Genomic DNA, 17511 nt, shown 5'->3' on the forward strand with positions numbered 1-17511 from the left:
GGGGTGGAAATAGCGACGCATGATGAAGTTAACAAAAAGCGCGATGAAGAAAGTGAAGAATCTACGGAACTTGTTCGCCCTATCAGGAAGCTAATTAACCACCAACGATTAGAAGATATTGCTTTTTCTAAGTTTTTAGAAAAAAGAAATCTCACAGATACTGTTTTAGTTAAAGAGGCTAAGTTAGTCACGCAGTTTAGTGGTATTGATGCAATTAGCAATATACAACCAATCTACGATGGTTATATCAATACTGGAGAAAGCGAAATTTTTGTTGAAGTTAAATTATCAAGACTCTCATCTTTTATGATGAGAGAAAGAGTCTATCTAATGCTTAATAAAATATTTTTATATAACAAAATCAGAGGTGCAAATGCACATTTAAATTTACTGTTGGTTGACATCGACATTGAAGAAAATGAAAAGCATAAAAGTAGAAAGAATGTTGAGCGTATAAAGGATTTTTTTGAACCCTCAATAATTAATGGGCTTTTACGAATAGAACTAATTGAGTTGACGGAAAAAGAAATACCTCAACTTTATTCAGATAAATAGATTTGGTTTTCCGTGTCATATATCCATGAACTATTTTAAATAAACTGATGTATATTCCTGTAGAGGTAGGTTAACACTAAAGGATTTGTTATTTATTAATGTGAAACCTAATGTTTACTTAGTGCAATCTATTAGGGCAATAATCGGATAATTCAGAGTTATTCGATTATTGCCATCTCCTCGTTCATGCGCTGGCGGATTAGTCTTGCTCCGCATGTTGGGCTTCGCTGCGCTCAGCACCAACCTACGCCCGCAACCTACGCCCGCGCCAACCCGCATCAAAGCCCCCATCAACCACCAAACCTGCCTTGGCCCCACTCTTGCTAAGTCTTATCCCATTGATGGCCGTGGCCGCCATAAATCTCCTGCCGTGATCCGCCCCGAACGGGGTGGATTACGGGGGAGGGCGGCCCGGCAGAGACCTTCTGATGGGAGCCGTGACAGTGCAAGAGACAACCAATACCTTGCCCCCGCAGCGCTGGCTGCAACTGGAGTTAAAGGCCATCGACAGCCAGGTTGGCCGCTGGCAGAGCCGCCGTTTCGAGATTGCTGCGCTCCACCCCGCCGAACCTGAGGCAGCCGGTGCCTTGCCCCTTACCCTGTTTCGTGACGAGCGGGGGGATTATCGCTTCAATTTGAGCTCCGGCTCGCCCCGCCTGTTTGTGACCGGAAGCCGCGTGGACAGTGGCTTTGTGGCCGATGGCCTGACCCTGAGCCAGACCGTGGCCGCCGCCTATATGGATGGCGAGCGGCAGGTGCTCTCCTGCCCGCTACCCGAGGCGCTGCAAGCCTGGGTGGAGGCCTTTATCGGCCGTCACGGCGAGCTGCTGGAGGCCCGCCGCAAGGGCAAGAAGGGCAAGGGTCGGGCGCAGGATCAGCTCGGTGTCGATAGCCAGGATCAAGCCAGCTGTGGCGCCGTGAAAGCCACCGGCCCCGATGGCCGCGAGCGTGGCAGCGACGCCGGAACCTGTGCCGTAAACAAGGCCGGAAACAGCGCCCATGAGTGAGTTCCTCAAGCGCTGGTCGTCTCGCAAGAGTGAGGCGCGCAAGCATCAGGCATTGCAGCCGAGGGAAGAGGTTAGCCCCGAGGCTGTTGCCACCCCCATAGAAGGCAGTGGCGAAGGTGAAACTCCAGATATTGCGCTGGATAGCCCCGTAGTCAGCACTGACAAGGGGAGCAGTGAACCCCTTGCCGTTGAGGGGGCTGGGAGTGGCGAACCGCCGCTAATAACGGCTCAGCCGGACAAGGCCAAACTCCCCGACAGGGAGGCGCTGCGGGCCATGTTTCGCACTCACAAGCCGGATGGGCTCGACGACTACACCCAGGATTTCAGCCAGCCCGAATTGCTGCCTGCGGCCCTGACCGCCGGGCTGCGCAACTGGCTGGTGGATCAGGTAACCGCCCCGGAGAGCGAATCGACCAATCCGCCAACCGGATCCGCTGAACTGGTGGCGCTTGCCAGCGAACCTGCCGCCGAGCCGCCCGAGCTGGCTGATAACCATTCTCAAACCCACACCGACGATCGGGACATTTTGGTTTCCTCTGGTGGACAAAATGTCCCAACCAAAGGTGGGGGAATGGAACCCTCAGGATCCTGACTCCCTGTCAGTCACTTTTTTTCCGGGGGAGTTGGCTCGCCTCTTGCTCTCTCGGCTTACCAACAAGCGCCCATCCCATGAGGTGGCGCGCACAGGAGCGTATGTGAGCACTGAACAAACATTGCCAAATCTGACCCCAAATCTGGCCTCCAATCTTGCCCATGGGGCGGGGGCGGCCGAGCATAACGCGCGCGCTCGCGCCTATGCCCTGCAGCATACGGTCAAGACCGACAACCTGATCCCGGCCACTGTCTCTTACCAGAGTCAGGGGCGCCTGCTGCTGGTCGGCCCGGAAGATCGCATTCGCCGCGCTGCCAGCCTGCTGCCCGCCGGGGTGAAGCCCACCCTGCTGGTGAGCGAAGCGGTCCACGATGCCGAGGCGGCCGATCTCGAATCTATTTTCGATGACACTGCATCCCTCGCGGCCCTGACCCTGCGCGAACCGGGCCTGACAGGGTATCTGGGGCAGTTCCAGCTTACCGGCCTCAATGGTCAGGGGGAGCGGGTTAATCTGGCGGCACTTTGCTTCCCACAACAAGGCTTTCCACAACAAGCGGCTGCTGTTAGTGAACAGCCACGGGAACCGCGCTTCGATCTGGTGGCCGATCTGGGCCGCACCCCGCTCTTTGCGCTGGAGCGTCCGCCGGTGGGTTATCTGCATCTTGCCGATGATCAAGGGCTTGCCGAACGGCTTGCCGAGCTCTGTGCGCTGACCGGTATCTTCGACAAGCCGCGCTACTTTCGCCTCGACCCCGAGGCCTGCGCCTTTACCGCCCGTGGCGTGCCCGGTTGCAGCCGCTGCCTCGATGTCTGCCCGACCGATGCCCTCAAGCCCATCAATGGTCGCATCCAGATCGATCCCCATCTCTGTCAGGGCTTTGGTAGCTGCGCCTCGGCCTGTCCGACCGGGGCGATTGCCTATCACCAGCCCGACGCCAACACCAGCGGCGACTATCTGTTCAGATTGCTCAAGCACTACCGGGATGCGGGCGGCGAAGCGCCTCGACTGCTGATCACCGGTGAAAGCGAGCGCGAATGGGTGGAAGCCGAACTCACCCGCCTGCCCGCCAACTGGCTGCCGGTCTGGGTGGAGGAGAGCGCGAGTCTAGGTATCGAGAGCTGGTTCGCCGCCCTTGCCTATGGCGCCAGTGCGGTGCGCATCGCGCTCGGTGACGATGCCCCCGCAAGCGTCCGTGCGCTGGTTGAGCGGGAGCTGGCGAGCGCCGCCGTGCTCTTGGCGGGCGCGGGTCTTTCTGCCGATCGTATTGCCCTGTTTAACCCGGATGCTGGTGAGCCTGTTTCCGGCCAGCCAGCCGTTGCCCTGCTGGAGAAGCCGCTCAAAGGAGACAAACGGGAGAACCTGTTTGCCGCCTTCGATGCCCTCTGGCAGGCCAACGAGGGGAGCCGCGAGCCGCTGGCGGTGCCCCACGGCGCCCCTTACGGCAGTGTGGAGCTGAAAGACGCTGACTGCACCCTCTGCATGGGCTGCGTGGCGGTCTGCCCGAGCCGCGCCCTGCATGCGGTGGGGCATGCGCCCGGCCTCAACTTTATCGAGCAGGACTGCATCCAGTGCGGTATGTGCGAAAAGGCGTGCCCCGAGCAGGCCATCGTACTGGTGCCCCGCCTGCAACCCGTGCCCGAGGCACGCCGCGCCGTGCAGAGCCTGAAAGCCGAAGAGGCTGCCTGCTGCATTCGCTGCGCCAAGCCGTTCGCGCCCGCCTCGATGATCCGCCGCATCCAGCAAAAACTGGCCGGTCACTCCCACTTCCAGAACGAGGCCGCCCAGCGGCTCCTGATGTGCGAGGACTGTCGAGTCAAGGATGTGTTTGCGGCGCTGGCGGCGGATCCCGTCTCCCAGCTCAAGGTATGAGGGGTCAGTGATGAGTGAACAACATAACGAAAAGGCTGGCGAACTGACCATGACCGAACTGGAACAGAGCAGCGTCGATCTCTACGCCCTGCTGGCAAGCCTCTGGCGCGCCGCCCCCCGTGGCGAACAGCTCGCCTGGCTGCAAGGGTTGCAGCCGATGCCGGGCCCCTTTGCCAGAGGGCTGGGGCTGGTGCAGCTGGCGGCCAGCGGCCACCACGAAAACGAGCTTGCCGAGGAGTATCAGGATCTCTTTATCGGACTGGGGCGCGGAGAGATTGTGCCGTTTGCCTCCTGGTATCTCACCGGCTCCCTGATGGAGCTGCCGCTGGCGGTGCTGCGTGCAGATCTCCAGTCCCTCGGTTTTGAGCGCCAGAGCGGAGTGTGCGAGCCGGAAGATCATCTCGCAGCCCTCTGTGAGGTGATGGCGGTACTGATTGGCGAGCAGCATCCAGAGCGCAACCGCTTCTATGAGCGCCACCTTGCCCCCTGGGTACTCGCCTGCTGCCGCGATCAGCAACAGGCGAAAGGGGGCAGCTTCTACCGGGCGGTCGGCGCCCTTGCCGAAGATTTCTTCAAGCTGGAAAACGAATTGCGCCTGCCGTTTGGCGCCTGCGTGGTGCCGGGCTGAACGCCCTATCCACCCACAACAAACGAGCAGACGAGATATCCCATTGGACGCGAAGCTGGCGCGCAGGCGCCGGCAAGAACAACAACAGAGGTCACAAGAATGAGCGATGAACAGCTGAAAGACCCGTCCCGCCGCAATCTGATCAAGGGAGTTGGCGTGGTCGCCACCATAGGCGTATTGGCCGGTGCCACCGGTCGGGTGGTGGGCAAAGGTGCTGACCCACGACACCGAGCCTGACAAGGGCTATCGGGAGACCCCCCATGTTCACGACTTTTATCGCACCCTGCGCGGCACCGACTGAGCCGGATCAGTGAAGGAGAACTCATGAAACTGACAAAACGTGCCGAGCAGCCCCAAGTGGGCGAGCAGGGCAATGAGGCCATTCGCGGTCAGGGGCTGACCCGCCGCGCCTTTATGGTCAACTCGGGTCTGGTAGCCGGTGGCGCTGTGGCCGCCGGTTGGCTGGCCCCTGCCATGATGCAGCGGGCCGAGGCCAAAACTGTGGCGGCCGGGGTGCCGGTCGAGGTGAAGCGTACCATCTGTTCCCACTGCTCGGTGGGCTGTGGCGTCTATGCCGAGGTGCAAAACGGCGTCTGGACCGGTCAGGAGCCGGCCTTTGATCACCCCTTCAACCTTGGCGGCCATTGCGCCAAGGGGGCGGCCCTGCGCGAGCACGGCCACGGTGAGCGTCGCCTCAAGTACCCGATGAGGCTGGTGGGTGGCAAGTGGCAGCGCATCAGCTGGGATCAGGCCATCGAAGAGGTGGGCAACGAAGTGCTGCGCCTGCGCAAGGAGTCCGGCCCCGACAGCGTCTACTGGCTCGGCTCCGCCAAGCACTCCAACGAGCAGGCCTACCTGTTTCGCAAGATGGCGTCCTTGTGGGGCACCAACAACGTGGATCATCAGGCGCGCATCTGCCACTCCACCACGGTCGCTGGCGTCGCCAACACCTGGGGCTACGGTGCCATGACCAACAGCCTGAACGACATGCACAACAGTAAGTCGATCATGTTTATCGGCTCCAACCCGGCGGAGGCCCACCCGGTCGCCATGCAGCACATCCTGCTGGCGAAAGAGCGCAACGGCTGCAAGATCCTGGTGGTCGACCCGCGCCGCACCCGCACCGCCGCCAAGGCGGACATGTACCTCTCCCTGCGCCCAGGCACCGACGTCGCCTTTATCTGGGGCATGCTCTGGCACATCTTCAAGAACGGCTGGGAAGACAAGGAGTTCATCCGCACCCGCGTCTACGGCATGGACGAGGTGCACAAAGAGGTGGCGCGCTGGACTCCGGCGGAAGTGGAGCGGGTGACCGGCCTCAATGAACAGCAGGTCTATGGCGCCGCCAAGCTGCTGGCCGACAACCGCCCCGGCTGCGTGGTCTGGTGTATGGGCGGTACCCAGCACACCACAGGCAACAACAACACCCGTGCTTACTGCATCCTCGAACTGGCCCTCGGCAACGTGGGCAAGAGCGGAGCGGGTACCAACATCTTCCGTGGCCACGACAACGTACAGGGGGCCACCGACTTTGGCGTCACCTCAGACTCCCTGCCCGGCTACTACGGGCTGGAAGAGGGCTCCTGGAAGCACTGGGCCCGGGTGTGGGACGTCGATTACGAGTGGATCAAGGCACGTTTTGACAACAAGGCCTACAACGGCAAGCTGCCGATGAACAACAACGGCATTCCGGTCTCCCGCTGGGTGGACGGGGTGCTGGAGAACGCCGATCTGATCGAGCAGGGCTCCAACATCCGCGCCATGTTCTACTGGGGCCATGCGGTCAACTCCCAGACCCGCGGCCCGGAAATGAAGAAGGCGATGCAAAAGCTCGACATGATGGTGATTGTCGACCCGTATCCCACCGTTGCCTCAGTGATGAACGATCGCACCGACGGCGTCTACCTGCTGCCGGCCACCACCCAGTTCGAAACCTATGGTTCCGTCACCGCCACCAACCGCTCCATGCAGTGGCGCGATAAGGTGATTGAGCCTCTGTTCGAATCCAAGGTCGATCACGAGATCATGTATCTGCTAAGCAAGAAGCTTGGCTTTGCCGACCAGCTGTTCAAGCACATCAAGGTAGAGAACAATCAGCCACTCTTGGAAGACATCACCCGCGAATACAACCGCGGCATGTGGAGCGTGGGCTACACCGGCCAGAGCCCGGAGCGGCTCAAGGCGCACCAGCAGAACTGGCACACCTTCCACAAGACCAACCTCAAGGCCGAAGGCGGCCCGGTCAGTGGCGAAGTGTACGGTCTGCCCTGGCCCTGCTGGGGCACCCCGGAGATGAAACATCCCGGCAGCCACATCCTCTACGACACCAGCATTCCGGTCTCGGAAGGGGGCGGCGGTTTCCGCGCCCGCTTCGGCATCGAGTATCAGGGTGTCTCGCTGCTCGCCGAAGACTCCTGGCCGAAGGGGAGCGAGGTGGAAGATGGCTATCCCGAGATCACTGCCGACTTGATGAAGCAGCTCGGCTGGTGGGATGAGCTGACCGAGGCCGAGAAGAAAGAGGCCGAGGGCAAGAACTGGAAGACCGATCTCTCTGGCGGCATTCAGCGCGTCGCCATCAAGCACGGCTTTGTGCCCTACGGTAACGCCAAGGCGCGCTGCGTAGTGTGGACCTTCCCGGATCAGGTGCCCAAGCACCGCGAGCCGCTCTACACCCCGCGCCGGGATCTGCTGGCCGACTACGCCACCTGGCCTGATTCGAAGAGCCTGTGGCGCCTGCCGACCCAGTACGCCTCGGTGCAGGAGAAGGATGTCAGCAAGGAGTTCCCGATCATCCTCACCTCCGGCCGTCTGGTGGAGTACGAGGGGGGCGGCGACGAGACCCGCTCCAACCCCTGGCTCGCCGAGCTGCAGCAGGAGATGTTCGTCGAGATGAACCCGGCGGATGCCAACGACGTTGGTGTGCGCGACGGTCAGGATGTGTGGGTCGAGGGGCCGGAAGGGGGCCGGGTCAAGGTGAAGGCGCTGGTGACCCCGCGGGTCAAACCGGGGCTCGCCTTTATGCCGTTCCACTTCGGCGGCCACTTCGAGGGCCAGGATCTGCGAGCCAAATATCCGGAAGGGTCTGACCCCTATGTGCTGGGGGAGTCGGTCAACATAGTCACCACCTATGGTTATGACCCGGTCACCCAGATGCAGGAGACCAAGGTCACCCTGTGCCGTTTTCGCAAAGTAGGAGCCTGATCCCATGGCCAGAATGAAATTCATGTGTGACACCAAGCGCTGCATCGAGTGCAACGGCTGTGTGACGGCGTGCAAGAACGAGAACGACGATGCCCTGGAGTGGGGCATCCAGCGCCGCCGGGTGGTGACCCTCAACGACGGCCTGCCGGGGGAGACCTCCATCTCGGTGGCCTGCATGCACTGCACAGATGCCCCCTGCATGGCGGTCTGCCCGGCCGACTGCTTCTATCACACCGACGACGGCATAGTGCTGCACAACAAGGATCTCTGCATCGGTTGCGGCTACTGCCTGTTTGCCTGCCCGTTCGGGGCGCCCCAGTTCCCGAAAACCGCCGCCTTTGGCGATCGGGGCAAGATGGACAAGTGCACCTTCTGCGCCGGCGGCCCGGAAGAGGATCACAGCGAAGCGGAGCGCCAGAAGTACGGTGCCAACCGCATCGCCGAGGGCAAGCTGCCGATGTGTGCCGAGCTTTGCTCCACCAAGGCACTGCTGGCGGGGGATGCGCAGGTGATCTCCGATATCTTCCGCGAGCGGGTTGCCTATCGTGGTGCTCCTCACGCAGCTTGGGGGGCTGATGAACAGGCGCTCTATCGCGACGCCAGCAAACCTCACGATGGCAGAGGCAAGGGGCTCAAGCTTGGCAAGCAGGAGGATGGCCAATGAGACACTGGCTGACAGCGCTGCTGACGGCCTTGCTGCTGTTCAGCGCGCCCGGCTTCGCTGATGCGCAGAAAGAGGCGGTCGGCTTTGCCGGCGCCGATTATTGGCGGGCGGTGAAGGATGGGCAGGAGGGGGTGACCACCTCCCGCTCGCCGGAGCACGGGGTGCTGATCTCGGTGCCGGGCCAGCTCTGGTTCGAGGTGAAGACCAAGTGGGTGTCGCCGCTCGGCGCCATCGCCATTTTCGGGTCGCTCGCCATGTGTGGCCTGATGTATCTGGTGGTGGGGCAGACCAAGCTCTCCAAACCGCGCACCGGGCGCAAGCTCAAGCGCTGGAGCAGGCTGGATCGGGCGCTGCACTGGACCACGGCAGCCATGTTCCTGACCCTCTCCGGGTCGGGGCTGGCCATCATCTACGGCAAGTACTTCATCAAGCCGGTGGTGAGCCTCGGGGTGTGGGAGAACTGGATATGGTTTGCCAAGGTGTTCCACAACTATGTGGGGCCGCTCTTCTTCCTCTGCCTGATGGGGGTACTCATCAAGTGGTTCCGCCATAACATCGTCAACATGGTGGATGTGCAGTGGTTCATGAAGTTTGGCGGCATGCTCGGCAAGCACAAGGGGAGTCACCCCTCGGCGGGCTTCTCCAACGGCGGCGAGAAGGCGATCTTCTGGCTGCTGATCTGGTTTGGCGGCATTGTGGTGGCGACCGGGTTGTTCCTCGACTTCCCCATCTTCGGCCAGCTGCGCCGCCAGATGGAGTGGGCCAGCTTTATCCATATCGTAGGCGCCTTGATCCTTATCTGCGGCTTTATCTTCCATATCTACATGGGTCTGTTCCAGTTGGAAGGGGCGCTGGAGGGGATGGTGACCGGCGAGGTGGACGAGACCTGGGCCAGGGAGCACCACGACCTCTGGTATGAAGAGGTGAAGCACACTCTCGATGAGCCCAAGGCGGGCAAATCAAGCTGATGGTCGACAAAGAGTAAAGAGAAGGGGCGCTGCGGCGCCCCTTTTGATGGCGGGTCGATCGTGATGGCAAATTGATTGAGCTATACCGCGAACGGCGATGGTTTTTTGGGCCACCTTGAGCAACAGTAACAGGGGTTCCATTCACACAAGGGATGACAAATGATGAGAAAAGCATGGCTGGCAGCGGTATGTGCATCTGCGCTCTTCGGTGGTATTGCGGGCGTGGCGCAGGCGGCTGACGGGATCAAGACCCAGCAGGTGCAGTTCAAGAAGGGGGAGTCAGGGGCAACCATCAACGGCACCATTCAGGGTAGCCAGACCCTCGATTACAAGCTGACGGCCAACAAGGGCCAGAGCATGGTGGTGATCCTGACCGGCAAGCCCTACTTCAATATTTTGCCGCCGGGCAGCAAGGGGGAGGCGATGTTTATCGGCTCTACGGAAGGGAACAACTTTGAGGCGACCCTGCCTGCCAAGGGCACTTATACCATTCGGGTCTACCAGATGGGGGCGGCCGAGAGCAGCAAGGCCAAGACGCCGTTCAAGCTGGAGGTGGGCATCAGCGGCTAATGCCAGCCGCTGACAAGCATCACAGAGGTGGCGGCCACAAAGGGCCGCCACCGTTGTTTTATCCCCTCTGTTTTTGCCTCGCTAAGGTTAATAGCCCCCCCGGGCCAGCCGTTCGAAGTAGCGCTGATAACGTCCGCTGGCGATGGCCTGCTGCAACTGCTGATTGAACTGATCCCGCAGTTTGGCTGAATCCGGCATCTTGCGTGGGAACATCACGAAGCTGTCGTTGCGCAGAAAAGGGGTCTGACTGTGGGTGATGAGTGCCGCGCTGGCGGGGTCGAGCTGGCTCTGCAACTCGGCCAGACCGACTCGCAGCTCTTGTGGATAGAGGTCGATCCGCCCGCGCAGCAGCTTGCCGAAATTCTGCTTCACGTCGGTGACTTTCTGTTGGATTACCTTGCCATCGGTCACCATCTTGTCCAGCTCGGGCCCGTAGCTATAGGCGATATCGCCCCCCAACCGCATGCCGATGATCTGCTCAAGGCGCTCGGCTTGCAGCTGCCGTGATTTGAGGGAGAAGAAGACAAACTGCTCCTGCAGCACCGCTTCGCTGAACAGAAAATCCTGCTCCCGCTCCGGTTTGTGCATCCAGACGGCGGTGGCATCGTAGAGCTGGCTGTTGGCCGCCAGCGAATAGACCCGACCCCAGGGGGCGAAGTGGAACTTCACCTCATAGCCCGCCTCCTTGAACAGATCGCTGATGAGGTGGGCCACTGGCCCGTGCTGTTTTGATTGCTCGGAGACGAAAGGGGGCCATTCACCCACGATGATGTTGAGCACCCGGCCCGGTGCGGCGAGAGCCGACTGGCAGGTCAGAAATAGCCACAGAGCAAGCAGCGAGATCAGGCGCATGGCAGAAAGAAGGGGACGCAGGCTGGCAGAGGCGAGGGCATCAGGTCACTCCCGGCTGTGATGCGGTGAAAGGGGCTGGGTTGCCAGCAATGCTAACATGAGTCTCATTCCTTGCCGTGGAAATTTGTCTCGCCGGGGCCGCCGGGCGCCTATTTTGGCCGCAGGGTATGCCCAAGCTCACAAAACCGATCGAGTAAACGTCATATGATTGATTTCATTATGAGTCTTGCTCTCCTGCCGAACGGCAATTTCACGTAAATCAAAGAGAATGACTATGGCTACCGGACAATATCTGCTGTGGAAAGATGCACAGGGACAGGATTTTCGCCCCGTTGCACTGACCGGCACTGATCTGCTTAACAATCGATACCTCAACAAGGGCACAGCCTTTACCGAACAGGAGCGGGCCGATTTTGATCTCGATGGTTTGCTGCCGCCTCAGGTGCAAACTTTTGAAGCCCAGCTCGAGCGAGTGTATGAGGGGTTCAAGAGCGCTTGCAGCGATATCGAGAAGTACCAGAACCTGCGTGCTCTGCAGGATCGCAACGAAACCCTGTTTTATGCCCTGTTGTCACGCCATGTGGAGGAGATGACTCCCTATATCTATACCCCGACCGTGGGCAAGGCGTGTCAGGAGTTCAGCCACCGCTTCCAGAAGCCGCGCGGCCTCTACATCACCCCGGACAACGTGGATGACATGGGCAGTCAGGCCCGTCACTTCGATGCCAAATCGATCCGCATCATAGTCGTCACCGACAGCCAGGGCATTCTGGGGATCGGCGACCAAGGTGTTGGCGGCATGGGCATCCCCATCGGCAAGCTGGCGCTCTATACCCTGGGGGCCGGTATTCACCCCGCCTGCTGCATGCCCATCGCGCTGGATGTGGGCACCGATAACCAGAAACTGCTCGATGATCCCATGTATCTGGGCCGCCCGCACAAGCGCATTCGCGGCAAGGAGTATGAGGAGTTCATCGACAAGTTCGTGCAGGGGGTCAAGCGTCACTTCCCCAATGCGGTGCTGCAGTGGGAAGACTTCAGCAAATCCAATGCCTTCAATAATCTAGCCCGCTATCAGCAGGCACTGCCGTCATTCAACGATGACATTCAGGGCACCGGTGCCGTGGTGCTGGCCGGTATCATCGGCGCGGTCAAGGTCAAGGGGGAGACCCTGGGTCAGCAGAACTATCTGGTCTACGGCGCTGGCGCCGGTGGGGTTGGCGTCGCGGATCAGATCTGCGCGGGAATGATCCGCGAGGGGATGGATCCGCAGGCGGCCCGCGATCGCATCTACATTCTGGATACCCAGGGGCTGGTGTGCGACAACCGCGAGGGGCTTGACGAGTACAAGCGTCGCTACGCCAAACCGGGGCTGCTGCTGGCAGGCTGGGATACCGAGGTGCCCGGCAAGGCCAATCTGGCCGATGTGCTGCGTCATGTGCCCATTACCGTGTTGCTGGGTACCAGCGGCTCGGGCGGTGCCTTCCAGGAAGAGCATATCCAGCTGATGCTGCAGCATTGCGAGCGCCCCATGGTGTTCCCGCTCTCCAACCCGACCGCCAACTGTGAAGCGCTGCCGGAAGATATCTACCGCTGGAGCAAGGGCAAAGCCATCGTTGCAACCGGTAGTCCGTTCAAGGATGTGAGCTACGAGGGGCAGGAGTTCCGGGTGGGGCAGGGCAACAACGTCTTTATCTTCCCCGGTGTAGGTCTGGCGGCCATCGTCAGCCAGATCCGCGAGATCACACCCGATGTCTTCACGACCGCCGCCTTTGCGCTGGCCGAGTGCGTGAGTGAGGTTGACCTGGCGAAAGGGGCCGTCTATCCACGCATTCGCGAGCTGCGCAGCATCTCGGTGCATGTGGCGACCGCCGTGCTCAAGGATATCGTGCGTCGGGATCCCTCCCACCCGCTGATCGGTCAGGATCTGCAGCAGCATATCCTCAACCACATGTGGGAGCCGGTTTACCTGCCCTATCGTCGGGTATAACCGCGTATTCACCGCCCCGATAAAGGGTCGGTAAAGATGACAAGGGGGTAGCGCTGCTACCCCCTTTCGTTTGGCTATGTCCCAATTACGTGTTGAATGGGGCGCCCCAGCGCCTCATGCAAACATGCTTTGATATTTACGCCTTTTCCGTAACGCTCCAGCATCCTGCGCCAACCCAGGTAGTTCTTCAGGTAGTGCGTCGCCACGCCATGGAACCGCTCCATCCACTCTTTCAACCGATGGTGATATCCGTTCACATGCTGGATGTGATACGCACCGACTACCCGTTCGCCTTGACGATTGCGCACCACCTGATGGGTTATACCCTGTTCCTTGCTGAAACAGGCATACACACCCGCCCCATCGCTACACAGCACCGCATCCGGTGACACCAACGGCTTCAACACCGCGATGACCGTCTCGGCATCTATTTTCTCCAACTGGAAATCCGCATGGTGGCCTGCACGGTCTTGTACCACCATCACCGGGATGTAATCTGGCCCGGTTCCACGAGTTCGACCTTTACCACCGCGATGACGTGGTGGACGCAGCAGTCCCCGCTGCCCCTTGAACGATTCAAGGAAAAAGGTCTCATCAACCTCAACGATGCCCTCTTCCCGGGTGGCCTGATGGGTTGCCATCGCGCGCAAGAAGCGGTGACGCCAGAGGAACGCGGTGTTTTTGCTGACCCCACAGCGCCGCGCGGCCTGGCGGAGAGTCAGTCCTTCGATGAGGGCTTGCGCGTAGTCTTCCCAGCACTGTGCTTTACGCAATCTGGCCAAGGGCGTCTTGGTCAGAACGGTGCTGGTGCGCAGACACAGTTTGCAACGGTAGCGGCGCAGTCCCCGACTCCATCCCCAAGGCGCCAGCTGGGTGACATCAGCCTGACAATGGGGGCAGCCACTGCATGCCGGTAACTGAGTATTGAGCGAGGTAATGGTGTGGGGTGCAGTGAGCTCCTGCTGCGCAACACGGCGCTGGCGCAGGGTCAACTGGGGAAAAAGGGACAACAGGTGTTGAAAGGCTGGGGTATCCATGATGGTAGACCTCAAGGTGATGGCCTACTTCAAGATTAGCCTTTCAACACGTAATTGGGACAGAGCCTTTCGTTTACCCTGTGGCATTCACTAAGTTCGCAATGGCCGCCAGCGCCCTTGCTGATTGCGACAGGCGGTATCCTGCCACTGCTGGCTCGCCTTGCCGATATAGAGTTGCTCGCGATAGTCGCGACACCACTCCCCGCTGGTATGGCGGAAGGTGCGTAGCGGGGTGACGCTACCCGAGTGACGATTAGCCGGATTGAACCAGGTGAGGCTCTGCCCTTTGGTGCGGGTTTCCAGCGCCTTGGCAAGGGCCTGATTGGCCAGTTGAACATCTGCCTTATCCATCTGATGGTAAAGCGGCGGAGTGTCGACCGTGGCGCAGCCTGCGAGGCCGAGCAGGAGGAGTGTTAGCAGATAACGCATCATGGTTGCCCCTGTTGGCGAAAACCGTTGTTGAGCAGCGCCCGCTCTTGCTCATCGGTAAGCACTTGCTGGCGATCATCGACCGTGCCATCACCTCTTAGTTTGTTGCCATTGGCATCGACGGCATCCACACCGTTGTCATCGACCGTGCCATCGCCCCTGAGCTTGTTGCCATTGGCATCGACGGCATCTACGCCGTTGTCATCGACTGTGCCATCGCCTCTGAGCTTGTTGCCGTTGGCATCGATGGCATCCACGCCGTCGTCATCGACTGTGCCGTCACCTCTGAGCTTGTTGCCGTTGGCATCGACGGCATCTACGCCGTTGTCATCGATGGTGCCATCGCCTCTGAGCTTGTTGCCATTGGCATCGACGGCATCTACACCGTTGTCATCGACAGTGCCGTCACCTCTGAGCTTGTTCCCGTTGGCATCGACGGCATCCACACCGTTGTCATCAACGCCATTGCCAAATCCGCGGCCACCCCCATGGCGTTCTCCCCCTGCATGTTTTTCTCCACCAGCATGCCGTTCACCTCCACCATGCTGCTCTCCGCCGGCATGCTCGCCTTGGCCGCCACTGTCATCGCTGCCCCCATCGCTGTCGCTGCCTCCGCCGCTGTTGCTGCCACCACCGCTGTTGCTGCCACCACCGCTGTTGCTGCCACCGCCGCTGTCGCTGCCACCGCCGCTGTTGCTGCCCCCACCGCTGTCGCTGCCCCCACCGCTGTCGCTGCCACCGCCGCTGTTGCTGCCCCCATCGCTGTCGCTGCCACCGCCGCTGTCGCTGCCTCCGCCGCTGTTGCTGCCTCCGCCGCTGTTGCTGCCTCCACCACTGCTGCCCCCACCGCCACCATCGCCATCTTTGTTGTGAACGATCAGCTCATTGGCGATGTAGCTGTGGCTGCCATCGAGCAGCAGATTGAAGAGTGCGGTAGTGGGAGATGCCTCGATCCAGCAGAGTGACTCAACCAGCAGTAATTCCGGCTGGGGTTGCAGGGCCAGATTGCCCGTCACCATGGCAGGTGCCGGGCGACACATTATCTGCATGCCGGTAAATAGCGGCAGCACCGCCAGTTGCGGGTTTTCGGTTCGGGTCATGGCCGGTGAGATGGCCGCCCAGCCCCGAGTGGTCAGCAGAGGGTGCTCTGCGGTAAAGAACGGGGGCAGATCATTGATCCCGTAGAGTCTGCGCTTGCCCAGTATGACCCGCTCGATCGCCAGGATCCGGTTACTGCCGCCGTGCTGATCCAGCACCTGTTCACCGACCCGGAGCGTCTCTATGGGGCGGGTGGAACCATCGGCCATCGTGATGCGAGTGCCGGCGATAAAGCAGGACTTGGCATAGGCCTGATTCATTTGCCACTCATTGTGGGCGAAATCATAACTGAACGGGTTCGCAAACAGGGCGAGTGCGATGGCCGAGCCAATAAGCAATCTGCGCTGGCTGGCCTTGAATGGGGGCTGTGACATGGGGACTCCTTGTCCATCTTGATTCACAGGATCCATTATAGAGCGCGCCCCTGGCGGCGGCATTTTTGACCATGAACACAATAAACATGATGGAAAAACGATTGGCGTTCGTCACAATAATGCGTAAAATCACATACTCGATGCTTGTAGCAACGAATCCCGCCTAAAAAGCCAGTTTCATGCCCTTCCCAAGCAGTAAAAGGCAACAAGTGACGTATTTGTGTTCATTTTGTGCCTTGGAAAAGTCTTGTGATAACTGAAAAGTGATAAATATCCCCATCAGTTATCAAAAAATTAAGGACATCCATGTTTTCCTTAGTCAAGCAAAGTGTCGCCGGGCTGCAAATCCTGTTTGTCGCCTTCGGTGCCATGGTTCTGGTGCCCCTGCTCACCGGACTGAACCCCTCCATGGCCCTGCTTGGCGCCGGTGTGGGCACCCTGTTGTTCCAGCTCTGCACCCGCCGCCAGGTCCCGATTTTCCTCGGTTCCAGCTTTGCCTTCATCGCCCCCATCATCTACGCCACCCAGACCTGGGGATTGCCATCCACCATGTTTGGCCTGTTTGCCGCCGGTTTCATGTATTTCATTCTGGCTGCGCTGATCCGGGCAAAAGGGATGGGGTTTGTGCACAAATTGCTGCCCCCGGTGGTGATTGGCCCGGTGATCATGGTGATCGGTCTTTCTGTGGCGCAGGTTGCCTGCAACATGGCGATGGGCCGCGCCGGTAGTGAGCAGGTGGTTCCTGCGGGGACTGCGCTGACGCTGGCCGGTATCTCGCTGGCGGTCACCCTGATTGCAGCTGTGTTCTGTAAGGGGTGGATCAAGCTGATCCCCATCCTGTGCGGCGTGATTGCCGGTTATGTCTCGGCGGTGTTCATGGGCCAGGTGAGTTTCGATGGCATGGTGAACGCCCCCTGGCTGGCGCTGCCCCACTTCGAAACCCCGGAGATCAACTGGGCTGCTGCGTTGTTCATGTTGCCGGTAGCCATCGCCCCCTGTATCGAGCATATCGGTGGCGTGTTGGCGATTGGTGGCGTGACAGGCAAGGATTACACCAAGGATCCGGGTTTGCACCGTACGCTGGCCGGTGACGGCATCGGCGTCTGCTTCGCCGGTTTCATCGGTGGCCCACCCGTGACCACCTACGCCGAAGTGACAGGTGCCGTGATGATCACTCGTAATTTCAATCCGGTCACCATGACCTGGGCTGCGGTGTTTGCCATCATTCTGGCCTTCTTCGGCAAGTTCAATGCGCTGCTTACCTCCATCCCGATGCCGGTGATGGGCGGTATCATGCTGCTGCTGTTCGGATCCATCGCTGCCATCGGTCTCAAGACGCTGGTGGAATCCAAGGTGGATCTGGGACTGTCACGCAATATCGCCATCGTCGCCGTGACTCTGACTGTCGGTGTCGGTGCGCTGGAGATGAAGATTGGCGACTTCGCGCTGGCCGGCGTTGGCCTGGCCTCTGTTGCCGCCATCCTGCTCAACCTGATCCTGCCTGCGCACTCCGAAGAGGGTGTGATGGACGCGGCCAAGGACTGAGTTCCACCAGACGTTTATCGTTGATTTGGAGAAGGCCACCTTGCGGTGGCCTTCTGTTTTTCGGGTATCTAGCGCCACTTTTCGGCTCGGCGGAGCTCATCTGGAATCTAATCTGGAAGCAGATGAGGGGG

15 protein-coding genes and 1 pseudogene are annotated in these 17511 nt (G+C 59.9%); 12 read left to right on the forward strand and 4 right to left on the reverse strand.

Annotated elements, in window-relative coordinates; translation table 11 throughout:
- The first annotated feature begins 3 nt into the window (after window positions 1–3).
- From ACTG2O_RS10210 to ACTG2O_RS10255, 10 genes and pseudogenes are all read left to right on the forward strand, one after another.
- A complete protein-coding gene (locus ACTG2O_RS10210; RefSeq protein WP_439975699.1) occupies window positions 4–555 on the forward strand; it encodes a hypothetical protein in 552 nt (183 codons plus the stop codon).
- Between the two features lie 428 nt (window positions 556–983).
- Window positions 984–1562 (forward strand): DUF3305 domain-containing protein, encoded by a 579-nt coding sequence (locus ACTG2O_RS10215; protein WP_439975700.1) that lies wholly within the window; start codon window positions 984–986, stop codon window positions 1560–1562.
- Window positions 1555–2154: a DUF3306 domain-containing protein gene (locus ACTG2O_RS10220; RefSeq protein ID WP_439975701.1), complete on the forward strand. Its 600-nt coding sequence runs from the start codon at window positions 1555–1557 to the stop codon at window positions 2152–2154. Before ACTG2O_RS10215 ends, ACTG2O_RS10220 begins: the two co-directional genes overlap by 8 nt.
- 103 nt (window positions 2155–2257) lie before the next feature.
- Window positions 2258–4024: a 4Fe-4S dicluster domain-containing protein gene (locus tag ACTG2O_RS10225; RefSeq protein ID WP_439975702.1), complete on the forward strand. Its 1767-nt coding sequence runs from the start codon at window positions 2258–2260 to the stop codon at window positions 4022–4024.
- Between the two features lie 10 nt (window positions 4025–4034).
- On the forward strand, window positions 4035–4652 hold the full coding sequence (locus ACTG2O_RS10230; RefSeq protein WP_439975703.1) for a TorD/DmsD family molecular chaperone: 618 nt from the start codon (window positions 4035–4037) through the stop codon (window positions 4650–4652).
- 99 nt (window positions 4653–4751) lie between these two features.
- Window positions 4752–4953 (forward strand): annotated as a pseudogene (locus ACTG2O_RS10235) (transcriptional initiation protein Tat).
- A gap of 23 nt (window positions 4954–4976) precedes the next feature.
- Window positions 4977–7853, forward strand: a complete 2877-nt coding sequence (locus tag ACTG2O_RS10240) for a formate dehydrogenase subunit alpha (RefSeq protein WP_439975704.1) — start codon at window positions 4977–4979, stop codon at window positions 7851–7853.
- Between the two features lie 4 nt (window positions 7854–7857).
- Window positions 7858–8517: a formate dehydrogenase FDH3 subunit beta gene (gene fdh3B, locus ACTG2O_RS10245; RefSeq protein WP_005353752.1), complete on the forward strand. Its 660-nt coding sequence runs from the start codon at window positions 7858–7860 to the stop codon at window positions 8515–8517.
- Entirely contained in the window at window positions 8514–9485 is a 972-nt protein-coding gene (locus ACTG2O_RS10250) for a formate dehydrogenase subunit gamma (protein ID WP_058058398.1), read from the forward strand. The genes fdh3B and ACTG2O_RS10250 overlap by 4 nt, the downstream gene beginning before the upstream one ends.
- Before the next feature lie 159 nt (window positions 9486–9644).
- Window positions 9645–10055: a hypothetical protein gene (locus ACTG2O_RS10255; RefSeq protein ID WP_013723543.1), complete on the forward strand. Its 411-nt coding sequence runs from the start codon at window positions 9645–9647 to the stop codon at window positions 10053–10055.
- 87 nt (window positions 10056–10142) lie between these two features.
- Here ACTG2O_RS10255 and ACTG2O_RS10260 read toward each other — a convergent pair whose 3' ends face one another.
- Window positions 10143–10907 (reverse strand): substrate-binding periplasmic protein, encoded by a 765-nt coding sequence (locus ACTG2O_RS10260; protein WP_439975705.1) that lies wholly within the window; start codon window positions 10905–10907, stop codon window positions 10143–10145.
- A gap of 274 nt (window positions 10908–11181) precedes the next feature.
- Between ACTG2O_RS10260 and ACTG2O_RS10265 the strand changes: the two genes are divergently transcribed.
- The gene (locus tag ACTG2O_RS10265) at window positions 11182–12897 is read left to right on the forward strand and encodes an NAD-dependent malic enzyme (RefSeq protein ID WP_107683658.1); all 1716 of its coding nucleotides are present in this window, start codon (window positions 11182–11184) and stop codon (window positions 12895–12897) included.
- A 74-nt stretch (window positions 12898–12971) separates the two neighbouring features.
- Here the strand turns inward: ACTG2O_RS10265 and ACTG2O_RS10270 are convergent, their stop codons facing one another.
- The 3 genes from ACTG2O_RS10270 to ACTG2O_RS10280 all read right to left on the reverse strand — a co-directional run bounded on the left by ACTG2O_RS10270 (window position 12972) and on the right by ACTG2O_RS10280 (window position 15835).
- Window positions 12972–13934, reverse strand: a complete 963-nt coding sequence (locus ACTG2O_RS10270; protein ID WP_439975560.1) for an IS1595 family transposase — start codon at window positions 13932–13934, stop codon at window positions 12972–12974.
- A gap of 90 nt (window positions 13935–14024) precedes the next feature.
- Complete coding sequence (locus tag ACTG2O_RS10275) at window positions 14025–14366, reverse strand: RT0821/Lpp0805 family surface protein (protein ID WP_040065365.1); 342 nt, start codon at window positions 14364–14366, stop codon at window positions 14025–14027.
- Window positions 14363–15835, reverse strand: coding sequence for a hypothetical protein (locus ACTG2O_RS10280; protein WP_439975706.1), 1473 nt, complete (start codon window positions 15833–15835; stop codon window positions 14363–14365). The genes ACTG2O_RS10275 and ACTG2O_RS10280 overlap by 4 nt, the downstream gene beginning before the upstream one ends.
- A 306-nt stretch (window positions 15836–16141) precedes the next feature.
- Here ACTG2O_RS10280 and ACTG2O_RS10285 point away from each other — a divergent pair, with 306 nt between their 5' ends.
- On the forward strand, window positions 16142–17380 hold the full coding sequence (locus tag ACTG2O_RS10285) for a uracil-xanthine permease family protein (protein WP_005334784.1): 1239 nt from the start codon (window positions 16142–16144) through the stop codon (window positions 17378–17380).
- Window positions 17381–17511: the final 131 nt, after the last annotated feature.

The organism is Aeromonas sp. 61P (assembly GCF_051919545.1).
GTDB lineage: Bacteria > Pseudomonadota > Gammaproteobacteria > Enterobacterales > Aeromonadaceae > Aeromonas > Aeromonas veronii.

Excerpts from the sequence above, each read along its gene's own strand:
- ACTG2O_RS10230 (WP_439975703.1), top strand. The coding sequence starts at position 4,035 with ATGAGTGAACAACATAACGAAAAGGCTGGCGAACTGACCATGACCGAA.
- ACTG2O_RS10260 (WP_439975705.1), bottom strand. The coding sequence starts at position 10,907 with ATGCGCCTGATCTCGCTGCTTGCTCTGTGGCTATTTCTGACCTGCCAG.
- ACTG2O_RS10255 (WP_013723543.1), top strand. The coding sequence starts at position 9,645 with ATGATGAGAAAAGCATGGCTGGCAGCGGTATGTGCATCTGCGCTCTTC.
- ACTG2O_RS10215 (WP_439975700.1), top strand. The coding sequence starts at position 984 with ATGGGAGCCGTGACAGTGCAAGAGACAACCAATACCTTGCCCCCGCAG.
- ACTG2O_RS10280 (WP_439975706.1), bottom strand. The coding sequence starts at position 15,835 with ATGTCACAGCCCCCATTCAAGGCCAGCCAGCGCAGATTGCTTATTGGC.
- ACTG2O_RS10270 (WP_439975560.1), bottom strand. The coding sequence starts at position 13,934 with ATGGATACCCCAGCCTTTCAACACCTGTTGTCCCTTTTTCCCCAGTTG.
- ACTG2O_RS10285 (WP_005334784.1), top strand. The coding sequence starts at position 16,142 with ATGTTTTCCTTAGTCAAGCAAAGTGTCGCCGGGCTGCAAATCCTGTTT.
- fdh3B (WP_005353752.1), top strand. The coding sequence starts at position 7,858 with ATGGCCAGAATGAAATTCATGTGTGACACCAAGCGCTGCATCGAGTGC.
- ACTG2O_RS10250 (WP_058058398.1), top strand. The coding sequence starts at position 8,514 with ATGAGACACTGGCTGACAGCGCTGCTGACGGCCTTGCTGCTGTTCAGC.
- ACTG2O_RS10275 (WP_040065365.1), bottom strand. The coding sequence starts at position 14,366 with ATGATGCGTTATCTGCTAACACTCCTCCTGCTCGGCCTCGCAGGCTGC.
- ACTG2O_RS10220 (WP_439975701.1), top strand. The coding sequence starts at position 1,555 with ATGAGTGAGTTCCTCAAGCGCTGGTCGTCTCGCAAGAGTGAGGCGCGC.
- ACTG2O_RS10240 (WP_439975704.1), top strand. The coding sequence starts at position 4,977 with ATGAAACTGACAAAACGTGCCGAGCAGCCCCAAGTGGGCGAGCAGGGC.
- ACTG2O_RS10265 (WP_107683658.1), top strand. The coding sequence starts at position 11,182 with ATGGCTACCGGACAATATCTGCTGTGGAAAGATGCACAGGGACAGGAT.